This window comes from Paenibacillus artemisiicola (assembly GCF_017652985.1).
GTDB lineage: Bacteria > Bacillota > Bacilli > Paenibacillales > Paenibacillaceae > Paenibacillus_Z > Paenibacillus_Z artemisiicola.
Genome location: NZ_JAGGDJ010000028.1, coordinates 45,322 through 68,367, shown reverse-complemented (window position 1 = coordinate 68,367; position 23,046 = coordinate 45,322). Strand labels below are relative to the sequence as shown.

The following is a 23,046-nucleotide window of genomic DNA, read 5'->3' as shown; positions in this document are numbered from 1 at the left end:
CATGCGCTGCTGCCCGCGGACGGCGCGGACGGCGCCGCGTGGAGCCGCGAGGCGCTCGAGGCGCTCTGCGTCCGGGCCGCGGCGTCGTTCGCGGCGCGCCGGCAGGCCCGGGATTGCGGCGGCGCCGTGGCGGACGCGGTCGCGTACTTGAACGGGCATTTCCGCGAGAAGGTTCTGCTGCAGGAGCTCGCGGAGCGCTTCCGCCTCAGCCCCGTCTATTTCGGCCAGCAGTTCAAGAAGGCGACGGGCTATCCGTTCCACGATTACGTGCACCGGCTGCGGATCGACGAAGCGCGGAAGCTGCTGCGCCGGACGGACATGAAGATGTCCGCGATCGCAAGCGCGCTCGGGTATCACGACACCGATTATTTCACCGGCAAGTTCAAGGCGTTCACGGGCGAGCTGCCGTCCGCCTACAAAAACAAAACCAAGGGTGAAGGCCATGCGGACCGGTAGACCTTTTATCCATCAAGTAAACGACATCCCCCTGAATACCAAGTTCCTCCTGATCTACCTGCTTTGCGTGCTGCTGCCCATCATGACGATCAATCTCTTCTTCTTCCACCAGAACTCGGAGAACATCCGGGTCCGCGAGCAGGATAACCTGCGCAAATCGATCGAGCGCGCGTCCGGCGAGCTGCTCGGCATGATCGACGAAAGCGTCGCGCTCAGCCATTCGATCGCGAGCGACGATTCGATCTACGCGGCGCTCGACCGCGCCTACGCCAGCCCGGTGGACTATTACGCCGCGTACGACGGCTTCCTGCGCGACAAACTGAAGCGCTACATGTCGTCCTACCCGAACATCGTGGAGATCCGCGTCTACACCGACAATCCGACGATCCAGACCGGCGCGAACTACCACGTCATCGGCGACCCCGCACGCGACCTGCCGTGGCTCGGCGAATTGAAGCGGTCGGCGAGCAACATGACGGTGGTATCCTATTACGAAAGCGGCGGCTTCAGTCCCGGCAACCGGATCAGCGTCGTCAGCAGGCTGAACACGTACGCGTCGTACGCAACCTATACGAAATATTTGCGGATCGACTTGAACCCCGAGAAGATCCAAGCCATTCTGAACCGGGAAATCGACAGCCTCCGGCTGCGGCTCATCGACGACGGGAATCAAATCGTGGCGATCGGCGACGGCGCGCCAGTGCAGCAACAGGCGCAGCAACCGGGGCAGCCAACGACGCCGCAAACGCCGTCGAAGCCGGACGCCGCCGCGGATGCCGCCGCGGACGAAGCCGTCGCGCATGCCCGGCCCGGCTACGCCATGGAGCGGCCGCTCGGGGATTTCGGCTACGTGAAGGGCTGGAAGCTCGTCGGCATCGCGGATACCCGCCGGGTCGACGGCCTGATGAACGACGCGCGGCGCTCGATTATTTGGTTGGCGGTCGTCAGCACGTTCATTCCGTCCCTGCTCATCTACGTCATTCTCCGCTCGTACCACTACCGGGTGAAGAAGCTGTCCCGGCACATGCTGAAGGTGCGCAACGAGCGGTTCGACCCCATCGACATGCACGAGGGGCGCGACGAGATCGGCGGCCTCATCCGCACCTTCAACGTCATGACCGAGAAGATCACGTCGCTCATCAACGACGTCTACAAGCTCGAAATCCGCCAAAAGAGCCTGGAGCTGGAACGGGTGCGCACCGAGCTGTCCATGCTGCAAAGCCAGATGAACCCGCATTTCCTGTTCAATACGCTGAACGCGCTGCTCGTCGTCTGCACGAAGAACGGCTATTCGGACGTGACGGAGATCATCCGGAACCTGTCCGTGCTCATGCGTCAGCTGCTCAGCCGCGCGGACGGCCTCGTGCCGCTGCAGGAGGAGCTGCAGTTCACCGCGATGTACCTGCAGATCGAGAAATTCCGCTTCGGGCAGCAGTTCGAGTACGCGTTCGACGTCGACCCCCGGGCGCTGCCGCTGCGCATTCCGCGCATGAGCATCCAGCCGCTCGTCGAGAACGCGTGCAAGCACGGGCTGCAGGCGCGCAAGGGCAGCCGGACGATCCGCGTGACGGCGGCCGCGGCGGACGGCGCGCTCGACATCCGCATCGCCGACAACGGCGTCGGCATGGAGGAAGCGCGGCTGCGGCAGCTGCTGACGGACGTGCGGTCCGAGCAGCAGCCGGACGGCCAGCATGTCGGCATCCGCAACGTGCTGCGGCGGCTGGAGCTGTTTTACGGCGGGGCCGTCCGCTTCCGGATGACGAGCGACCCGGCGACGGGGACGGAGGCGGGGTTTCAGATCCCGCTCGCCCGGCTGGAGGCGGAGGAATGGAAGAGGGAGGCGTGACCATGTACAAGGTGCTGCTGGTCGACGACGAGCCGCTCGCGATTCAAGGGCTGGAGCTGCTGGTCGATTGGGAGAAGCACGGCTTTCGGGTCTGCGCGACGTGCGAGGACGGCGAGGAGGCGCTTCGGCTCATGCGCGGCTTCGCGCCCGATCTGGTCGTCACCGATATCCGCATGCCGGCGCTCGACGGGCTCGGGCTGATCGAGGAGACGCGCCGTTCGGGCGACCGGTCCACGCGGTTCGTCATCACGAGCGGGTACGACGATTTCGATTACGCCCGGCGCGCGATGCGCCTCGGCGTGTCGCATTACTTGACCAAGCCCGTCATCCCCGCCGAGGCGGACGACGTGCTGTCCCGGCTGCGGGCGGAGCTGCGCGGCCGGGAGCGGAGCCGGGCGATCCGCGACGGCGCGGACCGGCACGCGCTGCGGGAGGCGCTGTCGTGCCTGCTCGCCGGCGGCGCGGACGACGGCGAGCGGCCGGAGGCGGACCCGGCGCTGGCCCGCCTGTCCGGCGAAGCGGGCCGCTGGGTCTACGTGCACGTCGAGACGGAGCCCGAAGAGACGGGCCGCGCCTTCGAAGCGGCGCAGCGGCTGGCCGCCGATTGCGGCGCCTGCCACGCGATCGACGGCGGGCCGGGCGCGTTCGGCCTTGCCCTCGGTCTCGCGTCGGACGGCGAGGCCGAAGGCGAGCGGGAGATCCGCGCGTTCGCGGAGCGGCTGCTCGCGGCGCTGCGGGCCGAGGCGCGCGGCCGGATCGGCATCGCGGCCGGCTCCGCGGAAGACCGCCCGGCAGGGCTCGCCGCGTCATACGGAAGCGCGGCGGAGGCGCGCCGCTTCCTGTTCTTCGGCGGCGCGGCCGTCGTCCATTACGCGGATATCCGCGGCCGCACGCTCTCGCGCGACCCGGGGATGCTGCGCGCGGCGGACGCCATCCTGGACGCGGTGGAGGGCGGCGATCCGGGCGCGCTCGCGGCCGCCGTCGGGAGCGCGTTCCGCGCCTTCGAGGCGCTGCTGCCGCTGCCGGAGCTGGTCGGCATCTTCGCCGCCCAAGCGGTCATGCGCTGCGCCGTGCTGTGCAAGGAGCTCGGGGGCGATCCGGACGAGCTGCCCGGCGTCCCGGCGTCCGTCGCCCGCGGTCCGGGCGGCGCGCAGCTGGCGGACGTCGAGCGGGAGCTCGCCGAATTCTGCCTGCGGAGCCAGGCCGTCATCGCCGGGCTGCAGGCGAAGCGGGCCGGCGGCACGCCTTCGAAGGTCGCCGAGTACTTGCGGGCGCATTATCGGGAACCGTTGACGATCAAGGAGCTCGCGGAGCGCTTCTACGTTCATCCCGTCTACCTGGGGCAGTCGTTCTCGCGCAAATTCGGCACGGGCATCCTCGACTTCGCGCACGACCTCCGCATCGCGGAAGCGAAGCGGCTGCTGCGGGAGACGGACGCCTCCGCGGGAGCGGCCGCCGAGGCAGTCGGCTACCGGGTGTACCAGCAGTTCCTGAAGCAGTTCGAGAAGCGGCTCGGCATGAAGCCCGCCGAATACAAGCTTTCGCCCAAGACGTAAACCCGCGCTTCCGGCTCGCCCACCTTAAATTAGGGGGGCCAAGTGCTTAAATCTGATTATGTTGCAAGCGCATACATTCGCGCATAATGAGGAGGCAAAGCCAACCATCGATAACCGAAGGAGGAGCACAAATGGGGGTTTACAAGAGCAAAAAGCTTTGGGGGTCGTTGTCGCTTGTCCTGGCGCTGAGCCTGGCGATCGTGGGATGCAGCAATGGCAACAACGGCAATAACGGGGGCAGCGGCAGCGGGGCCGCGGCGGACCCGGGAACGGCGAACGCGGATCAGCCGGCGAACGCCGCGGGCGACGGCGGGAACGCCGCCGCAACCTCGGACGATCTGAAGCCGGTCACGATCTCGGCCTTCATCGGCACGCCGAACCAGGCGCCGACGCCGGACAACCGGATTTACAAGAAGATCAAGGACGAGCTCGGCGTGACGCTCAACATGGAGTTCCTGGTCGGGGACCTGCAGCAGAAGCTCGGCGTCATGATCGCCGGCGGCGACTACCCGGACCTCATCACGGCCGATCCGAAGCTCGTCTCGGCGGGCGCGGTCATTCCGCTCGAGGACTTGATCGAGAAGTACGCGCCGAACCTGAAGGCGCATTACGCGGCCTACTGGAACCGGATGAAGGACTCCAGCGACGGCCATATCTACTGGCTGCCCAATTACGGCGCCTACACCGGCGAATACCACGCGACCGGCTATTCCGGACCGGCGTTCTGGATTCAGAAGGACGTGCTGAAGGAGGCGGGCTATCCGACGCCGAAGACGCTCGACGATTACACGAAGCTGATCCGCGATTACGCGGCGAAGCATCCGACGATCGACGGCCAGCCGACGATCGGCTTCACGTCGCTCGCGTACGACTGGCGGACGTTCCCGCTGCTGAACGCGCCGGAGCACTTGTCGGGCCACCCGAACGACGGCGGCGTCGTCGTGGACGACGGGGTCGCGTCGGTCTTCGCGGACAAGGACATCGCCAAGCAGTACTACAAGACGCTGAACGGCCTGTTTAACGAAGGGCTCATGGACAAGGAAGCGTTCGTGCAGAACTACGACCAGTACCTGGCGAAGATTTCCACGGGCCGCGTGCTCGGCATGTTCGACCAGCACTGGAACTTCCAGCAGGGCGAAGACACGCTCGTCTCGCAGAACAAAATCGGCCAGACGTACGTCGGCTTCCCGCTCGTCTACGATACGGGCAGCATCAAGGATTACTACCTCGACCGCCCGGTCATTAACTTGAACAACGGCTTCGGCATCAGCAAGGACGCGAAGGATCCGGTCCGCATCATCAAGTTCCTCGACGCGCTCATGGACGAGAAGTACCAGAAGCTGCTGTCGTGGGGCGAAGAGGGCGTCGACTACATCGTCGGCACGGACGGCAAGTACGCCCGCACGCCGGAGCAGCGCAAGCAGCAGGAGGATCCGACCTGGAAGCTGGCCAATAAGGCGGACGCGTTCTACGGCGCCGCGCCGAAGATGGAGGGCACCTACAGCGACGGCAACGCGACGTCGGCGGGCACCCAGCCGCAGGAGTTCTTCGATTCGCTCAAGCCGCAGGATAAGGAATTGCTGACGGCCTACGGCCACAAGACGTGGACGGACTTTTTCTCGCCGGCGCCGGAGAACCCGGTTTATTACCCGGCTTGGCAGGTCGACCTGATCGACGGCTCCGACGCTTCCGTCGCGAACAAGCAGATGTCCGACGCCTCGCTGAAATATTTGCCGAAAGCGATCATGTCGAAGGCCGACCAGTTCGACGCGGTATGGACCGATTACGTGAACGCGTACAAGAAGATCAACGTGAAGGCGTACGAAGACCGCATCAACGACCAGCTGAAATGGCGCATCGAGAACTGGGCCAGCCAATAACCGCGCGCCCGCGGAGCGTATCCGGGCGAAAGGCGCCGGCGGATCGCCGGCGCTTTGCGCCGCTCGCTCCCGCGCGCCGCAATTCAGACGAAGAGAGGGGGAAAATCGCATGGCGAGCGCCGAGAAAGCCGTGCGGACCCGCGCGGCCGTCCGCGCGGAAACATCCGTGCCGAAAGCGTCCGTCTTCAAGCGGATGCGCGGCCAGAAGCAGCTGATGCTCATGTCGCTGCCGATTCTGGCCTACGTCGTCCTGTTTTCCTACTATCCCATCTGGGGATGGACGATGGCGTTCCAGAACTACAAGCCGGCGAAGGCGTTCGCCGAGCAGGAATGGGTCGGCCTCAAGCAATTCCGGTTTCTGTTCAGCGACGACATGTTCCTGAACGTGCTGCGCAACACGATCGCGATGAGCTTCATCAACATGGTGCTCGGCTTCGTCACGGCCATCGCGTTTGCGATCCTGCTGAACGAGATCAAGCACCGGCTGTACAAGCGGGCGATCCAGACGATCTCGTACCTGCCGCATTTCCTCTCGTGGATCATCGTCACGGGCATCGTCGCGAATTCGCTGTCCGTCGACGGCGGGATCGTGAACGTCCTGCTCATGAAGCTCGGCTTCATCCACGAGCCGATCATGTGGCTCAGCATGCCGCATTACTTCTGGGGCATCGTCGGCGCCTCCCATGTCTGGAAGGAAGTGGGCTGGAACGCGATCATCTATCTGGCCGCCATCACGTCGATCGACCCGTCGCTGTACGAAGCCGCGGAGATCGACGGCGCGAACCGGTACCAGAAAATGCTGTACGTGACGCTGCCGGGGATCAAGTCGATCGTCATCATCCTGCTGATCATGAACATCGGCTGGATTCTGGAAGCGGGCTTCGAGGTGCAGTACCTGCTCGGCAACGGCGTCGTCGTCGACTGGTCGCAGACGATTGACATCTTCGTGCTGAAATACGGGCTGCAGATCGGCAACTACTCGCTCGCGACCGCCGCCGGCATCTTCAAGTCGGTCGTCAGCATCACCCTGATCTTCGCCGCCAACACGATCGCCAAGCGCTTCGGCGACGACAGACTGATATGAGGAGGGGCATCCGATGAGAACGAAAGCGCCGCGGCTGGAGCCGGCCGTCTTCCATACGTTCAACGCCGCCGTCATGATCGCGCTGGCCGTCGTCACGCTGTATCCCTTCCTGAACACGCTGGCGGTCTCGTTCAACGCCGGCAACGACACGATCCGCGGCGGCATCTACCTCTGGCCGCGCGTCTGGACGGAGCAGAATTACCGGGCGATCTTCGCGGGCGGGACGATCTTCCACGCCTTCTGGGTCTCGGTGGCGCGGACGGTGCTGTCGACCGTGCTCAGCCTTTTCCTGACGTCGATGCTCGCTTATACGGTCAGCCGGCGGGAATACGTGCTCCGCAAGCCGATCACGATCGTCATCGTGCTGACGATGTATTTCAACGCCGGACTGATTCCGTTTTATTTTCTGATCAAGGATCTGCATTTGCTGAACCATTTTCTCGTGTACGTGGTGCCGGGGCTGATCAGCGCGTTCAACATGATCGTCATCCGCACCTACATGCAGACGCTGCCGGAAGGGCTGATCGAATCGGCCAAGGTGGACGGCGCCGGCGATTTTCGGACCTTCTTCTCGATCATCCTGCCGCTCTGCCAGCCGGTGCTCGCCACGGTGGCGCTGTTCGTCGCGGTCGGGCAGTGGAACTCCTGGTTCGATACGTTCCTGTTTGCGTCGTCGAAGCAGAGCTTGAGCACGCTGCAGTACGAGCTGATGAAGCTGCTGTCCTCGTCCATGAACTCCAACAGCAGCGCGGCCGTCGCGAACGGCGCGGACCTCGGGGCCGCGCGCAACCTCGTGACGCCGATGTCGATCCGGGCATCCGTCACGATCGCGGCGTCGCTGCCGATTCTCGTCGTCTATCCGTTCCTGCAGAAATATTTCGTGCACGGCCTGCAGCTCGGCAGCGTGAAGGAGTAGGCGCGTTATTGGAATGTACTGTCGGCGGCTTCGGCGGCTGGGCCCGTCGGCGATTGAGTGTGGGAACGATGGGGCTAAGCATCGGCCTGTCCGCGGCAGAACGCTGAAAGGTATAACGGCGTCCGGCGGCGCGGAGGCGCCGCCGGACGCCTATCAACGGAGCAAGGAGCTGAAGAACGCATGACGCTGCGCGTGTTGACAACGGAACAAATCGAACAATTCATGGTCAAGGGGTACGTCGTCGTGAAGGGGGCGTTTCCAAGGGAACTGGCGATGGAGGCGCAGTCGTTCCTGTGGGAGAGGCTGGCGGAAAAGGCCGGCGTGCTGCGCGGCGATCCGTCTACCTGGAACGAGCCGATGGTGAACCTGCGGGACAATTACCGGACGCCCGCCTTCGACGCCTGCAATACGGCGCGCTTCGCCGACGCGATCGAGGATTTGGCGGGCGCGGACCGCGTCGCCCGTCGCCATGTCGACGGCGAGACCGTTGCCGGCCTGCTGCCGGGCTGGGGCTGGTGGCCCGTCAACTTCCACGTCGGCCGCGGCGAGCCGTGGACCGTGCCGACGAGCGGCTGGCACTGGGACGGCATCGATTTCCGGCATTACGTCGATTCGCCGGACCAGGGGCTGCTCTGCCTGTGCCTCTTCTCGGACATCGGCCCGCGCGGCGGCGGCACGCTGGTCGTCGAAGGCTCGCATCGTCCGGTCGCGCGTTACCTCGCGCGGTATCCGGAAGGGGTCGAGCTCGGCGACGGCATCCGCGGCCTGTTCGCGGAGCATCCGTATTTCGCCGCGCTGGCGGGACGGGGCGAGCCGATGAGCCCGGAGGCGCGGAACGCCGCCTTCCTGGAGCAGGCGTACGTCGACGAGGACGGCACGCGGCTCCGGGTCGCGGAAACGACCGGCGAAGCGGGCGACGTCATTCTGTGCCATCCGTTCCTCATCCACGCCGCGTCGCCGAACCATAGCGGCAGCGTGCGGTTCATGTGCAACCGGACGTCGCCGCTGAAGGAGAAGCTGGCGCTCGACCGGGCCGCGCGGGAGGACGAATCGCCGCTCGAACGGAGCATCCGGGCGTCCGTGTTCGCGTGAGCGGGGGAGCGGGAAGCTTAACGGGATGAAGCATGCATAGACCCAGCCAGTCCGATGAAGCGGCAGGCGCATGGAATGGCGGGCCCGCGCAGCGATGCGCGGGCCCGCTTGGCGTTCGGGCCAACGCGGCTTCGTGCCGCGGTAAGCGGACGGCGGGCAAGGATGGACGCGCTTTGCCCGGCGTTTCCGGTCGCCGGCGTTTCGGGTCCGCCGGCGCGGCGCGTCCCCGCAAAATGCGCCCCGGGCGGCTTGTCGGAATCCGCCCGGGCAGGTAACATGGAGACACATCGGACGGAGACGGCCGGCGCGGGCGGAAGGATGAAACCACGGTTTGCCGACGTTTCGGACCTTCCAAATCCTCCCCATCCATCCGCGTCCATTCGAGCGACCGCCGTCTCGTCCGCAAGGAAAGGGTGCATGCACGATGTCGACCTGCCTCATTCATAACGTACGTATCTTCTCCGGCGGACCCGAGCCGGCGCCGGCGGCCATCCTCGTGCGGGGCGGCGCGATCGCGGCCGTTTTGGACGGCGCCGTCCCCGTACAAGAACACGCGGATCGCGTCCTCGACGGCGGCGGGCAGCTGCTCATCCCGGGAATGATCGACGTCCACATTCACGGGGCGGACGGCTTCGACATGATGGACGGGCGTCCGGAAAGCGTCGAAGCGGTCTCGCTCGCCTGCGCCCGGACGGGCTGCACGTCCTTCCTGGCGACGTCCGTCAGCTCATCGCTCGACGACCTCGCGGCGATGATCCGCAGCGTGAAGCGGACGGTCGGCCGGGAGCCGGGCGCGCGCATCGCGGGACTGCATCTCGAAGGCCCGTATTTGAACGCGAAGCGCAAGGGGATGCAGAACGAGCGGTTCCTGCGCCATCCCGACGAGGAAGAGATGGCCTGGATCCTGCGAGAGGCCGATCCGCTCGTCCGCATGGTCACGCTGGCTCCGGAGCTGCCCGGTGGCCTCGAGATGGCCGGCCGTCTGCGGGAGCGCGGCATCGTCGTCGCGGTGGCCCATTCGGACGCCACGTACGAGGAGGCCAAGGCGGCTTTCCGCGGCGGCGCGAGCCACGTGACGCACTGCTTCAACGGCATGCGGCCGATTCACCACCGGGACCCGGGGATCGTGGTCGCCGCGATGGAGGAGGCGCATGTCAGCGTGCAGGCGATCGTCGACGACGTTCACCTGCATCCCGCCATCGTGAGGCTGCTCTACCGGGAGAAAGGCGCGGACCGCATGGTGCTCATCACCGACGCCCTGCAGGCGATGGGGCTCGGCGACGGCGAGTACCGGTTCGGCGGGCATGACGTTACCGTCGCGCAAGGGGTGGCCACGCTGCGGGACGGCACGCTGGCGTCGAGCACGGTCACGATGAACGAGGCGCTGGCCAAGACGGCGAAGGCCGGCATCCCGCTTGCCGATGCCGTCGCCATGGCGACCCGCACGCCGGCGGACGTGCTCGGCCTGCCGAACAAGGGCCGCCTGGCGCCCGGAGCCGACGCCGATCTCGTGCTGCTGGGCGACGATTTCGGCGTGCGCTGGACGATGATCGGCGGCGAGTTGGCGTACGTGCAGGTGTAGGGGTTTTCCCAGTCGTCGCATCCGTGCCAGGGCTGCGGCTATGTCTGCGATCAGCGGCGGATAAGTGCCCAACCGGCGGCGCGCCATGAGCGGCTTCGGGGCACGCTCGATCGCCGCTAGCGACTCCGGCAGCCGGCCATAACCGCGGTTAAGAGCCGTTCATCGTCATCGCGGATGACGCCTGGACGGCTCTTTCGCGCGCGGCCGCAAGCCGCGCCCGGGCGTCCCCGCAGCAAGCGAAGCCGCCGCCTTGGCCGAAGACGCCGTTTCGCCGTCCATCTGCGCGGCAATACTGGCGAATAGAGCAACCATCGCCAACGCCGCGACGGAGAGGAGGAACCCCGCATGCTGTTCGAGCCCGTGCCGCCGATGATCGTGTCCATGGGCCGGGAAGCGTTCGACGACGACGGCTATCTGTTCGAGCCCAAATGGGACGGCTGGCGCATCCAGCTGCATAAGCAGGGCGGCCGGATCGAGGCGTATACGCGCAGCGGGCTCGCCGTGACGGACAAGTTCCCGGAGCTTGCCGAGGCCGCGGCCGCGATCAAGGCGCCCGAGGCGATCCTGGACTGCGAAGGCGTCTGCCTGCGCGGGGAGCGCACGGTGTTCGACGACTTCGCCTACCGCGGGCGCCTGGCCGACCCGAAGCGTATCGCCGCCGCCGCGCAGACGCATCCCGCGACGTTCGTCGCCTTCGACGTGCTGCGGACGGCGGAGCCGCATCTGCGCGAGCCGCTCGCGGCCCGCAAGGCGCGGCTTGCGGAGCTCGTCGCCCCGAATGCCGCGCTCGCGCTCTCGATGCACGTCGAGGGGCGCGGACGGGCGCTGCAGGCGTGGACGGTGGAGCGGAACCTCGAGGGCACCGTGGCCAAGCGCCTGGACGGCGCCTATCGCCCGGGCGTCGTCGCGAAGGACTGGATCAAAGTGAAAAACGTCCAGACGATCGACGCCATCGTGCTCGGCTACCGCACCAAGCCGCGGTTCGCGCTGGTGCTCGGCCTGCACTTCCGGACGATCCGCTTCAAGCCGGTCGGCACCGTCGAATTCGGCTTCGCGCCCCATGAGAAGCAAGCGTTTCTCGAGATCGCGCGGCAGCTGCATGCCGCCTCCGACCGGAAGACGCAGTGGATCGAGCCGAAGCTCTGCTGCCGCGTTCAATACTTGGAGCGCACCGACCGCCACCAGCTGCGCGAGACGGTGTTCCGGGGCTTCCTGTTCGACAAGAGCCCGGAGGATTGCCGGTGGACGTACTGACTTGCCGTCGCCGCTCGCCATACCTAGAAAGGCCCGCGCAGGTTTGCCGCGCGGGCTTTTTGGCATGCTCGCATGTCCGTGCCAGCTGAACCGGCGGCGGCCGGGGAACCGTTTTCAAGGCCATCGCAAACAAGCCAATACCGCCCTGCAAAGGATAAGATCCGCTCATGGAAGCGCCCGGCCCCCTCCGGTATCATGAAGCTATCACCGAAAGAGAAGGGGGCTCGGCCCATGAAACGAAACGGCGTCATCCGCGAACTCGCGCGCAACCGCCAGCTGCTGCTGATGTTTCTCCCGGTCGCGGCGCTGTTGTTCCTGTTCAACTATTTGCCGCTGTCGGGACTCGTCATTCCGTTCAAGAACTTCGACTTCAGCAAGGGAATCTGGGGCAGCGACTGGATGTATCCGCTGCTGAACAACTTCGATTACCTGCTGTCCTCGGACGTGGCGTTCCGGGCGATCCGCAACACGATTCTGCTGAACGCGCTGTTCATCGCCGTCGGCCTGGCGTTCGAGGTCGGCTTCGCGCTCATGCTGAACGAGCTGCGCGGCAAATATTTCAAGCGGATCACCCAATCGCTGACCTTCCTGCCGTTCTTCATCTCCTGGATCGTCGTCGGCGTCTTCACGTACAGCCTGCTCAACTTCGAGAACGGCGCGCTGAACCGCGTGCTGGAATGGTTCGGGCTCCAGAGCGTCGACTTCTACAGCAAAGCGAGTTGGTGGCCGCTCATCCTGACGATCGCGGTCCGTTGGAAAGTGACCGGCTACGGCACGATCGTCTATCTGGCGGCGCTCACCTCGATCGACAACTCGTACTACGAGGCCGCGTCCATCGACGGCGCCTCCCGCTGGCAGCAGATGCGCTACATCAGCATTCCGATGCTGAAGCCGACGATCATGATCCTCACGCTGCTCGCGATCGGCCGCATCATGAACGCGGACTTCGGGATGTTCTACGCCATGGTCGGCGACGCGTCGCTGCTGTTCCCGACGACGGACGTCATCGACACGCTGGTCTACCGCAGCCTGCGCAAATCCGGCGACATCGGCATGGCCTCGGCGGCCGGCTTCCTGCAGTCGGTGGTCGCGTTCGTCCTCGTCCTGGCGAGCAACTACGCCGCCCGCAAAATCGACCGCGATTCGGCGATTTTCTAAAAGCTCGGCGAGATGCCGCGTCCTGCGGTCGGTATAGGTCTCCAATCGCTGTTGTAGTCGGATTTCTTTATTGCATGGATAAGCGGTAGAAATCCGACTACAAAGGCGACCGCTGACGCTTTTTCGACTCTATACCGACTCTCCGGCCGCTCCCATCGCCAATCTTTTCAATCACCTTTGTTTAGGAGGTATCGCCCGAATGGTTGCCAAACGATTTTCCGTCAGCCAAGCCATCATCATGCTCGTCATCTCGCTGTTCAGCCTGGCCTGCCTGCTGCCGTTCCTGATGGTCATCTCGGGCTCGCTCAGCATCGAGAACGACATCGTGAACTACGGCTATTCGCTCATCCCGCGCCACATCACGTTCGATTCGTACCGGATCCTCTTCCTCGGCTCCAACCGGATCGTGGACGCGTACGGCATCAGCATCCTCGTCACCGCCGTCGGCACGGTGCTGTCCCTGATCGTCAACAGCATGGGGGCGTACGTCATGGCGCGCCGGTCGTTCAAATACCGGAACATCCTGTCCATCTACGTCATCCTGACGATGCTGTTCAGCGGCGGCCTCGTGCCGTGGTACATCATCTGCGTCCGCTACCTGGAGCTGAAGGACACGATCTGGGCGATGATTCTCCCGCCGATGGCGAACGCGTTCAACATGTTCCTGATCCGCAACTTCATGCAGTCGGTGCCGGAGGACATCTACGAATCCGCCAAAATGGACGGCGCGAGCGAGTACCGCATTTTCGGCCGGCTCATCATCCCGCTGTCCGTGCCCGTGCTGGCGACGATCGGCTTGTTCGTGGCCCTGTCTTACTGGAACGACTGGTTCCTCGGGCTGATGTTCATCGACAAGCAGGAGCTGCAGCCGCTGCAATTGCTGCTCCGCACGCTCGTCTCCAACGTCGATTTCCTGCGCAACTCCAGCAACGCGGCGGCGATGCAGCGGATCATGCCGCAAATTCCGTCCGAATCGATGAAGATGGCGCTGACCGTCGTCACGATCGGCCCGATCGTCTTCCTGTACCCGTTCCTGCAGCGGTATTTCGTCAAGGGGCTCATGGTGGGCGCGGTCAAAGGCTAGTCTATACCGGCCTCGGCCGTATAGCGATATAATCAAACAATCAGGGGAGAGGATCGCATGAGAAAGCGAAAAGCAAGAATCCCGATGCTGCTCGCCGTCATGATGCTGTTCGCCGCGCTGCTCGCGGCGTGCGGCGGCGATAACGGCGGCAACGGCAGCAACGGCGGGAACGCGGCCGGCAGCAACGGCGGTTCGGGCGACGCGGGCGGCAACGCCGGCACGTCCGGCGACGGCGGCAACGCGGGCAAGCAGGAGGAGGAAGTGACGCTGAAGTTCTACTTCGGCGGCGACAAGAAGGCGGCCACGGACGAAGTGTGGTCCGCGATCAGCGATTACGTCAAGAGCAAGGGGCTGAACGTCAAGTTCACCATCAACTTCATCCCGTTCACCGACTTCAAGGACAAAATGCTCGTCATGGCCGCGTCCGGCGACAGCTGGGACATGAACTTCGACGGCGACTGGCTGTCGTATAAGCAGATGGCGGCGAAGGGCTCCTACATGGCGCTGAACGAGCTGCTGCCGGAATACGCGCCGAACCTGTACAAGAAATACCAGGAGCAGGGCACGCTGTCCGCGGCGACGGTCAACGGCCAGATCGTCGGCCTGCCGTGGACGATGAAGATGAACCAGCGGCTGTTCGCCGGCTGGCGCTCCGACCTCGCCGACAAGGCGGGCATTACGGTCGCGCCGGACTCCGTCAAGACGATCGAGGACGTCGACGCCCTGCTGCGCCAGATGAAGCAGGCGTACCCGAACGAGAAGCTGTCGCGTTCGACGCCGCTGCCGATCTACATGATCCGCGACGAATGGGTCGACCTGAACTTCCACGGCCTCGGCTTCTACCTGAGCGACCCGAAGGTGACGGTGCAGCCGGTCGAGCAGCAGCCGTTCTACCAGGAAGCGATCAAGACGGCGAAAAGCTGGTACGACGACAAGCTGATCAACCGCGACGCGATGATCGACAAGGAAGACGGCGCCGCCGAATGGCGCAACGGCAAGACGCTGTTCACGCTGACGTCGCATGAATGGGCGAACGCGGATCCGGGCTTCTCCGATCCGTCCTTCAAGCAGCAGATGTCGCTGCTCTACCCGGACAAGAAGCAGGTCAACCGGACGCCGCTCGCGAACGTGGTCGCGATCAACCGCAACTCCAAGCACGCCGACCGCGTCCTGCGCTTCCTCGACATGATCGAGACCGACCAGAAGCTGTACGACCTCGTGCAGTACGGCATCGAAGGCAAGACCTACAAGCTCGACGGCGAGACGGCCGTCTACCCGGACGGCATGAACACGACGACGAGCAACTACATGGAGTGGGGCGGCCAGTGGGCGTTCTGGAAGCCGCAATTCATGCGGCCGACGTCGACGTATCCGAAGGACTTCTGGGTGCACGAAGCCGAGTTCGCGGCGGAGCCGGAGAACGTCAACTCGCCGATCGACGGCCTTTTCATCGCCGAGGACGCCATGAAGAACGAGCTCGCCAAGCGCGACCAGACGGCCGACGAGACGGGCAAGCCGCTCGAATTCGGCATCGTGAAGGATCCGGAGAAGGAAGTCGCCGCGTACGCGGAGAAACAGAAAGCGAACGGCCTCGATAAAATCCTGACCGAAACGCAGAAGCAAATCGACGCGTACCTGGCATCGCAAGCGAAATAAGCCGGCGCCGCCGGCAACCCGGCGGCCCGTGCCGCAAACCCGCATACCCATCCAGAGAGCAAGCCGCCCCGCCGACAAGCAAGCTTCGGAATTCCGCCGAAGCGGGGCGGCTTTGCTGTCGGTATCGAAGACACGAGGAGGGAAATGAGTTTGATGGCCAATCGAATTCGAAAGCGGTTACAGTTTGGGGTGACGAGCCTGTTGGCTCTATCGTTGGTGGTATGGACCTTTGCATGGGCGCCGGCTTCGGCGAGCGCCGCGGCGGGCGATCCGGAGAGCGTCAGCATCGAGCTCGGCGCGACGCCGGCCGAAGCGGGCATCACGGCCCGCGCGGGCGACGGCGCGACCGGCCTGCAGACCGGCGAGCTGGACGGCCGGACGTACTGGAAGACGAACAAGTCGCAGGACGAGAACGCGCGCATCATTTATTTCTATTTCGACGCGGACGACGGCTTCACCGAGAACATCGCGAACTACGACGTGGACGTCGCGGTCGACTACTATGACGCGGGCAGCGGCAAAATGGTGCTGCAGTACGACGCCCAGGGCGCGAACAACAGCTTCAAGGACGCGCCGCTGTATACGTACGGCGATACCGGGTCGTGGCAGACGCACGTATACCGGCTGAGCGACGCGAACTTCGCCAACCGGACCGGGGGCGGCGATTTCCGGCTCGGCATCGAGGGCGGCGCCGCGAGCTGGTCGACCAACGCCGACCTGTCGGTCGCCAAGGTGACCGTCACCAAGACGCTGAAGGCGGCGCCGGCCGACCGGATCGGCATTACGTTCGGCGCGACGCCGATCGAGCAGGGCATCACGGCCCGTGCCGGGGACAACCCGGACGGCCTCGTGACGGGCGCGCTGAACGGCAAGGGCTACTGGCAGACGAACAAGGCCGCGCCCGGCGACCGCACGCTGTACCTGTACCTGAACGCGGACGACGGCTACCTGTACGACGTGCAGGACCAGGACGTCTACGTGACGGTGGAATATTTGGACCGGGGCAACGGCAGCTTCGTGCTCCAGTACGACGCGCAGTCCGCGCCGTTCAAGGACAGCCCGTTGTTCGCCTACAAGGATTCGGGACAGTGGAAGACGCACACGTTCAAGCTGAGCGACGCCAAATTCGCCAACCGCGCGAACGGCGCCGACCTGCGCATCGGCATCAGCGGCGGCGGGAACCCGGACAACAACCCGGATCTCGCGGTCGCGTCCGTCACGATCAGCAAGCAGGAGCGGCTGTCGACCGACGCGCAGACGAAGGTGTACGCGACGGAGAACCCGACGGACGACGTCGTCATCGCGGACTTTAGCGTCAAGGACTTCGGCGCGAAGGGCGACGGGACGACCGACGACACGGCGGCCATCCAGTCGGCGCTGACCGCGGCCGGCAATAACGGCGGCGGGGTCGTGTTCGCGCCGGCGGGCCATTACCGGGTGAACGGCAGCCTGACCGTGCCGACCGGCGTCACGCTGCGCGGCGACTGGGCAAGCCCGGACGACAAGGGCGGCGCGGTCACCGGCACGGTGCTGGACGCGTACGGCGGCAAGGGGCAGGCGGACGGCCCGAGCTTCATCCAGCTTCAGCCCGTCAGCGGCGTGACGAATCTGTCCGTCTGGTATCCGGAGCAGACGCTCGACAGCCCGGCTGCGTATCCGTGGACGTTCGAGCAGCTGTCCGGGGACAGCGCGACGATGGCGAACATCACGCTCGTCAACGCCTATAACGGCATCAAGATCGGGCCGGTCTGGAACGAGCTCCATTACGTGAAGAACCTGTACGGCACGGCGCTGCACACGGGCATCTTCCTCGATTACACGACCGACATCGGCCGGCTGGAGGGCATCCATCTGTCGCCTTCGTACTGGTCGGGCTCCGGTCTGGCCGGCGCGCCGGCGGCGGGCGCGCTGCACGCGTATTCCACGGCGAACGCGGAAGGCATCGTCATGGGGCGCTCCGACTGGGAATACATGTCCGACATTCACATCTCGGGCTACAAGACCGGCATGCGCGTCACGACGCGGACGGATTCGCTGGAGACGGCGAACGCGCAGCTGTACCGCATCCGGATCGACGATTGCAACGTGGCGCTGAAGATCGAGGGCGTCAACGATTTCGGCCTGCTGATCACGGACAGCAGCTTCAAGGCGAGCGCCGGCGAGGCGCCGGTCGCGATCTACGCGACGCCGGGCTTCCATTCGATCGCGCAGTTCAACACGGTCACGGTCGGCGGCGCGCCGCTGACGGCGGTGAAGAGCGAAGGCAACGGCGTCCTGTCGTTCGAGAACAGCACGTTCGAGAATTGGGACGCGGCAAGCGGCGGCTACGCGATCGACCTGTCGAGCGGCTCGCTGACGCTGGGGCATTCCGATTTCGCCAAGGCGGAGAACCAAGTCAAGCTGACCGGCGCGGTGCAGACGGTCAACGCCGTTAATTCGGGCTACCGAGACAGCCTGAACGTCAAGGACGAGAGCGACGGCGCGGAAGTGAACGTGACGCAGGACGACCGGTACGCCCTCGAGACGCTGCCGGCCGTCGGCGCCACGGACGCGGCGGTCCGGCCGAAGCCGGCAACGGTTGAATTGTTCGACGTCACCGCGGAGCCGTACAAGGCGGACCGCAATGGGGGCAGCGACGCGTCGGCGGCGATTCAGCAGGCGCTGGACGCGGCATCGGCGGCGGGCGGGGGCACGGTGTACCTGCCGGCTGGCACGTACCGCGTGAATGCGCCGCTGACCGTGCCGTCCGGCGTCGAGCTGCGCGGCTCGTGGGACGTGCCGCATCATACGATCGGCGGCGGCACGGTGTTGTTCACGACCTACGGCGAGAACCCGGCGGACGATGCGCCGGCGCTCATCACGCTGAAGGCGGACGCGGGCACGCGCGGCTTGTCGGTCTACTACGACGAGCAGGATTGGAACGGCGTCAAGCCGTACGCCTGGACGATCCAGGGCCAAGGGCACGGCGTGTACGCGATCGACACGACGCTCATCAATTCGTACCAGGGCATCGATTTCGGCACGTACGACACGAGCGGCCACTATATCGATTACGTGGCGGGCTCGCCGCTGAAGGGAGGCATTTTCCTCGGGGGCGGCGCGTCCGGCGGCTTCATGCGCAACGTGCAGTTCAACCCGCACTATTACGGCCGCAACAACTACGTCAACCACCCGTCGACGGACGCGGATTTCAACGCGGTCTGGACGTACCAGAAGGATCACCTGGACGCGTTCCGTCTCGGCGGCGTCAAGGACGAAACGGTGTTCAACACGTTCGTGTACGGCTCGCAGTACGGCATTCATTTCGTGAAGCAGGGCGAGAGCGGCCCGGAAGCGGTCGTCATCGGCCACGGCACGGACGGCAGCAAGAAGGGCGCGTACCTCGAGGGCGCGGGCGAAGCCGGCCTGTCGCTGATCAACACCGAGCTCGTCTCGCTCAGCACGACGGATAAGGTGTACGTCACGCTCGGCGAGGACTTCGACTCGAAGGCGACGCTGTACAACAGCTCCATGTGGGGCGACACGACGCGCTCCTTCGACGTCTACGGCGGCAAGCTGAACATCCAGCAGGCCAACCTGACGAACGTCGGGGAGAAAGGGCTGAACGCCCTCGGCGGGGACATCGCGCTCTACGATTCGTATTTCCAGCAGCCGCGGACGACGCATGTCTACGCCGCGGGGGGCATCGACAAGCTCATCCTGACGAACAACCTGTTCAAAGGCGGGCTGCAGCTCGTGAACGAAGCGGGCACGAAGGTAAGCGGCACGAACCTGGTGCCGGTGGCGCTCTCGCTCGAGACGCTGCCGCCGGATCCGGCGCACGCGGACCGGGCGGGCGCGAAGCTCTCGCTCATGAACGTCTCCGATCCGGAGCCGCTGAGCGGCAAGCTCGAGCTGCTGCAGCCGGCGCCGTACGCGGCGGCCGCGGTGCCGATCCGCTTCTCCGGCATCGCCTACGGCGAGGAGACGATCATCGATCTGCCGGCGATGGCGGCGGATTCGCTCAAGTACAAGGTGACGCTGGACAACGGCGCGTCGTACGTGGCGTCGGTGAAGTCCGGGCAGGCCTACGCCAGCCGCAAGGACGCGGGCGCGGCGGACGCGCCGGCGGTCGACGTCTCCGCGCTCGACGAATTCGGCGGCGGCGTGTGGGGCGGCCCGAACGGGCTGAGCGCCAAGGCGAACGTCGCATGGGACGACGAGAAGCTGTACGTGAACGTGGACGTCACCGACGACGCGCAGGCGCAGTCCTTCAAGGGCGGCGATATTTGGCAGGGCGACAGCATTCAGATCGGCCTCGACCTGTCGCGTCAGGACGGCGCGGCCAGCCGTAACGTCAGCGAGCTCGGCTTCGCGCTGAACGACGACGGCTCCGTTCAGAAGTGGCGCTGGAAGGCGCCGGACGGCCTGGCGGCGGGCGCGCTCGACGCGTCGGCGGAGACGACGGTCACCCGCGACGACGAGGCGCACGTGACGCATTACGCGATCGCGCTTCCGTTCGCGATTCTGCACGGGCCGGACGCGGCGTTCGAGCCGGGTTCGGGTCCGCTCGGCTTCTCGCTGCTGCTGAACGAGAACGACGGCGCGGGCCGCGCGGGCTACATGGAATTCAACCAAGGCATCGGCACGAGCAAGGATTTCACGCTGTACGGCGACCTGTACCTGTTGAACGCGCCGTTCGCCGATTGGGCGGTGCCGGCGGCCAAGGCGGCCGTGAACCAGGCGAAGGCGGATCGGGACGCGACGTCGATCGACGCGGCGCGGAACTTCGTCAACCTGCTGCCGGCAGGGGCGGACCGGACGGCGCTGAGCGCGCAGCTGGACGCGATTGGCGACGATAATGGCAACGGTAACGGCAATGGTAACGGCAATGGCAATGGCAATGGAAATGGCAACGGTAACGGCAATGGAAGTGGCAACGGTAACGGTAACGGCAATGGCAGCGGGAACGGAAACAACGCCGTCGTGCTCCCGGTGACCCCGTCGTTGGACGCGGCGAGCAAGATCGCGACGGCGGCCGTCGACGCGGCGGCGCTGAAGCAGGCGCTCGCGGACGCGAAGCCGGGCAAGGACGGCAAGACGCGGGTGCGCGCCGAGGCGTCCGCGGTGCAGGGCGCGGCGGGTTACGCGGTCGCGTGGCCCAGCTCGGCCTTTGACGGCGACGCGAACCGCATCCTCGAGATGAAGACGCCGCAAGGCACGATCGCGGTATCCGCGGACATGTTCGGCGCGGATAAGCCGCAGGGCGATACGATCACGTTCGTGCTGAAGGCCGCGGACGGCAGCGCGTGGAGCGACGGTGTCAAGGGCGCGGTCGGCGACCGTCCGGCCGTCGAGCTGTACGTTCTCTCCGGGGGCGAGCCGCTGCCGTGGGCCAACGACGCGGCGCCGGCGACCGTCTCCGTGCCGTACGAACCGGCGGGACAGGAAGCGCCGGGACGGCTCGTGGTTTGGTACATCGACGGCAGCGGCAGCGCCGTGCCGGTTCCGAGCGGCAAGTACGACGCGGCCGCGAAGCAGATGACGTTCCGCGCGACGCACTTCAGCGCGTACGCGGTGGCTTATGCGAAACCGGCTGCGTTCGGCGACTTGGCCGGCGCGCCGTGGGCGCGCGAAGCGGTCGACGCGCTGGCGGCGAGAGGGATCGCGCAGGGCGTGTCCGCGGACGCGTTCGCGCCGGGCCGCGCGGTCTCGCGGGCGGACTTCCTGCTGCTGCTCGTCCGGACGCTGGAGCTGAAGGCGCCGGGCGGCGGCGCGCGGGGCGCGGCGTTCGCGGACGTTCCGGCCGGCGCGTATTACGCGGACGCGGCGCGGATCGCGAGCGCGCTCGGCATCGCGACCGGCACGGGCGACGGACGCTTCCGGCCGGACGCGCCGATCGGCCGCCAGGACGCGGCGGCTTTGGCCGAGCGGGCGTTCCGCGCCGCGGGCCGGACGCTTGCGGCCGGCTCGGACGACGCGCTCGCCGGCTTCAAAGATGCCGCGGACGTGGCAGGATATGCCCGTTCGAGCGTCGAAGCGCTTATTGCGGCAGGGCTGCTGCAGGGCAGCGGCGGCAAGCTGAGCCCGAAGGGAAGCTTGACCCGCGCCGAAAGCGCCGTCCTGCTTTACCGGCTTTACATGAGCTAACCTGGATTCGGCATCGGAGGTTATGGCATATCGCACCACCCGCGCCTCCCGTCCGCCTCGGACGGGAGGCCATCCCATGAAGAAGGAGCGTGCTTCAAGCATGGCGAAAATCACGGGCATCAAGTGCATCCGGACGAGAAGGAACGGCACGTGGACGGTCGTGAAAGTACTGACGGACCAGGATGGCCTCTGCGGCATCGGCTCCGCCAACGATCTGTACAATCCCGAGGCGGTCGTGCAGGTGATCGAGCAGCTGCTCGCGCCGCAGCTGATCGGCCGGGACGCCGGGAACGTCGAGGACATCTGGCAGACGATGCAGCTCAGCTCGTACTGGCGGAACGGCTCGGTGCTGCAGACGGCGATCGGCGGCATCGACGTCGCCCTGTGGGACATCAAGGGCAAGGAGGCGGGCCTGCCGGTCTACCAGCTCCTCGGCGGCGCGTGCCGGGCGGCCGTGCCGTGCTACGGCCATGCCGGCGGACGCGACATCGCCGAGCTGAAAGAGGACGTGCACCGCTTTAAGGAAGAAGGCTATACGGTCATCCGCGCGCAGCTCGGCGGCTACGGCGGGGGCGGCTTCATTCCCGCGGGCGAAGCGAACGTGCCCGACGGCGCGTGGGCGAAGGAAGCCGTCTTCGACGAGCATGCGTATTTGCAGGCGATTCCGGCGATGTTCGAACAGCTGCGGACGGAATTCGGCGGCGGGGTGCAGTTCACGCACGACGTGCACGAGCATGTCTCGCCGATCGGCGCGGTGCGGCTGGCCAAGCGGCTCGAGCCGTACGATCTGTTCTTCCTCGAGGACGCGCTGCCGCCCGAGCACGTCGGCTGGTACCGCCAGCTGCGCCAGCAAACCGCGACCCCGCAGGCGGTCGGCGAGCTGTTCACCAACCCGCAGGAGTGGACGCCGCTCATCACGGAGCGGCTGATCGATTTTATCCGGGTGCGGGTCTCCAAGGTCGGCGGCATCAGCGCGGCGCGCAAAATCGCCGGCCTCGCGGAGGCGTTCGGCGTCCGGACCGCATGGCAGGAAGGCGGGGAGAACGACCCGATCAACCAGGCGGCGGCCGTTCATCTGGATATGGCGGTATGGAATTTCGGCATTCAGGAGATCAATCATTTCCGGCCGGAGGAGCAGGAGCTGTTCCCGGGTCTCGTCGAGCGCAGAGGCGGCTATCTGTACGTCTCAGGCAAGCCGGGCCTCGGGATCGAGTTCGACGAAGAGAAGGCGCTGCTGCTCCCGGGCGAAGATTGGAACAAGGCGAGCTACCATCAGCCGTACAAGCTCGACCGCAAGGCGGACGGTACGCTGGTGCGGCCGTAACGGCGCGCGGATAACCGAAGGAGGAGAAT

General features: G+C 65.7%; 14 protein-coding genes. All 14 read left to right on the top strand.

What is annotated here, in order from left to right; genetic code table 11:
* The coding region (locus tag I8J29_RS23475) for a helix-turn-helix transcriptional regulator (RefSeq protein WP_208849885.1) at window positions 1-456 on the top strand (456 nt) is incomplete at its 5' end.
* Window positions 443-2,302: a sensor histidine kinase gene (locus I8J29_RS23470; RefSeq protein ID WP_208849884.1), complete on the top strand. Its 1,860-nt coding sequence runs from the start codon at window positions 443-445 to the stop codon at window positions 2,300-2,302. The genes I8J29_RS23475 and I8J29_RS23470, both read left to right, overlap by 14 nt.
* Window positions 2,284-3,858 carry a response regulator gene (locus tag I8J29_RS23465; protein ID WP_240546428.1) on the top strand — a complete coding sequence of 525 codons (1,575 nt, stop codon included), beginning with the start codon at window positions 2,284-2,286 and terminating at the stop codon, window positions 3,856-3,858. The genes I8J29_RS23470 and I8J29_RS23465 overlap by 19 nt, the downstream gene beginning before the upstream one ends.
* A gap of 131 nt (window positions 3,859-3,989) precedes the next feature.
* A complete protein-coding gene (locus tag I8J29_RS23460) occupies window positions 3,990-5,738 on the top strand; it encodes an ABC transporter substrate-binding protein (protein ID WP_208849883.1) in 1,749 nt (582 codons plus the stop codon).
* 109 nt (window positions 5,739-5,847) lie between these two features.
* Window positions 5,848-6,822 (top strand): ABC transporter permease, encoded by a 975-nt coding sequence (locus tag I8J29_RS23455; RefSeq protein WP_208849882.1) that lies wholly within the window; start codon window positions 5,848-5,850, stop codon window positions 6,820-6,822.
* A gap of 13 nt (window positions 6,823-6,835) precedes the next feature.
* Complete coding sequence (locus tag I8J29_RS23450) at window positions 6,836-7,738, top strand: carbohydrate ABC transporter permease (protein WP_208849881.1); 903 nt, start codon at window positions 6,836-6,838, stop codon at window positions 7,736-7,738.
* A gap of 180 nt (window positions 7,739-7,918) precedes the next feature.
* Entirely contained in the window at window positions 7,919-8,830 is a 912-nt protein-coding gene (locus tag I8J29_RS23445; RefSeq protein WP_208849880.1) for a phytanoyl-CoA dioxygenase family protein, read from the top strand.
* A gap of 424 nt (window positions 8,831-9,254) precedes the next feature.
* Complete coding sequence (nagA, locus tag I8J29_RS23440) at window positions 9,255-10,412, top strand: N-acetylglucosamine-6-phosphate deacetylase (RefSeq protein ID WP_208849879.1); 1,158 nt, start codon at window positions 9,255-9,257, stop codon at window positions 10,410-10,412.
* A 345-nt stretch (window positions 10,413-10,757) separates the two neighbouring features.
* Window positions 10,758-11,666, top strand: a complete 909-nt coding sequence (locus tag I8J29_RS23435) for an ATP-dependent DNA ligase (protein ID WP_208849878.1) — start codon at window positions 10,758-10,760, stop codon at window positions 11,664-11,666.
* Between the two features lie 231 nt (window positions 11,667-11,897).
* The gene (locus tag I8J29_RS23430; protein ID WP_208849877.1) at window positions 11,898-12,824 is read left to right on the top strand and encodes an ABC transporter permease; all 927 of its coding nucleotides are present in this window, start codon (window positions 11,898-11,900) and stop codon (window positions 12,822-12,824) included.
* Between the two features lie 199 nt (window positions 12,825-13,023).
* The gene (locus I8J29_RS23425; protein WP_208849876.1) at window positions 13,024-13,908 is read left to right on the top strand and encodes a carbohydrate ABC transporter permease; all 885 of its coding nucleotides are present in this window, start codon (window positions 13,024-13,026) and stop codon (window positions 13,906-13,908) included.
* Between the two features lie 57 nt (window positions 13,909-13,965).
* The gene (locus I8J29_RS23420) at window positions 13,966-15,564 is read left to right on the top strand and encodes an extracellular solute-binding protein (protein ID WP_240546427.1); all 1,599 of its coding nucleotides are present in this window, start codon (window positions 13,966-13,968) and stop codon (window positions 15,562-15,564) included.
* A gap of 201 nt (window positions 15,565-15,765) precedes the next feature.
* Entirely contained in the window at window positions 15,766-21,693 is a 5,928-nt protein-coding gene (locus I8J29_RS23415; RefSeq protein WP_240546426.1) for a glycosyl hydrolase family 28-related protein, read from the top strand.
* 76 nt (window positions 21,694-21,769) lie between these two features.
* Complete coding sequence (locus I8J29_RS23410) at window positions 21,770-23,017, top strand: enolase C-terminal domain-like protein (RefSeq protein WP_240546425.1); 1,248 nt, start codon at window positions 21,770-21,772, stop codon at window positions 23,015-23,017.
* Window positions 23,018-23,046 lie beyond the last annotated feature (29 nt).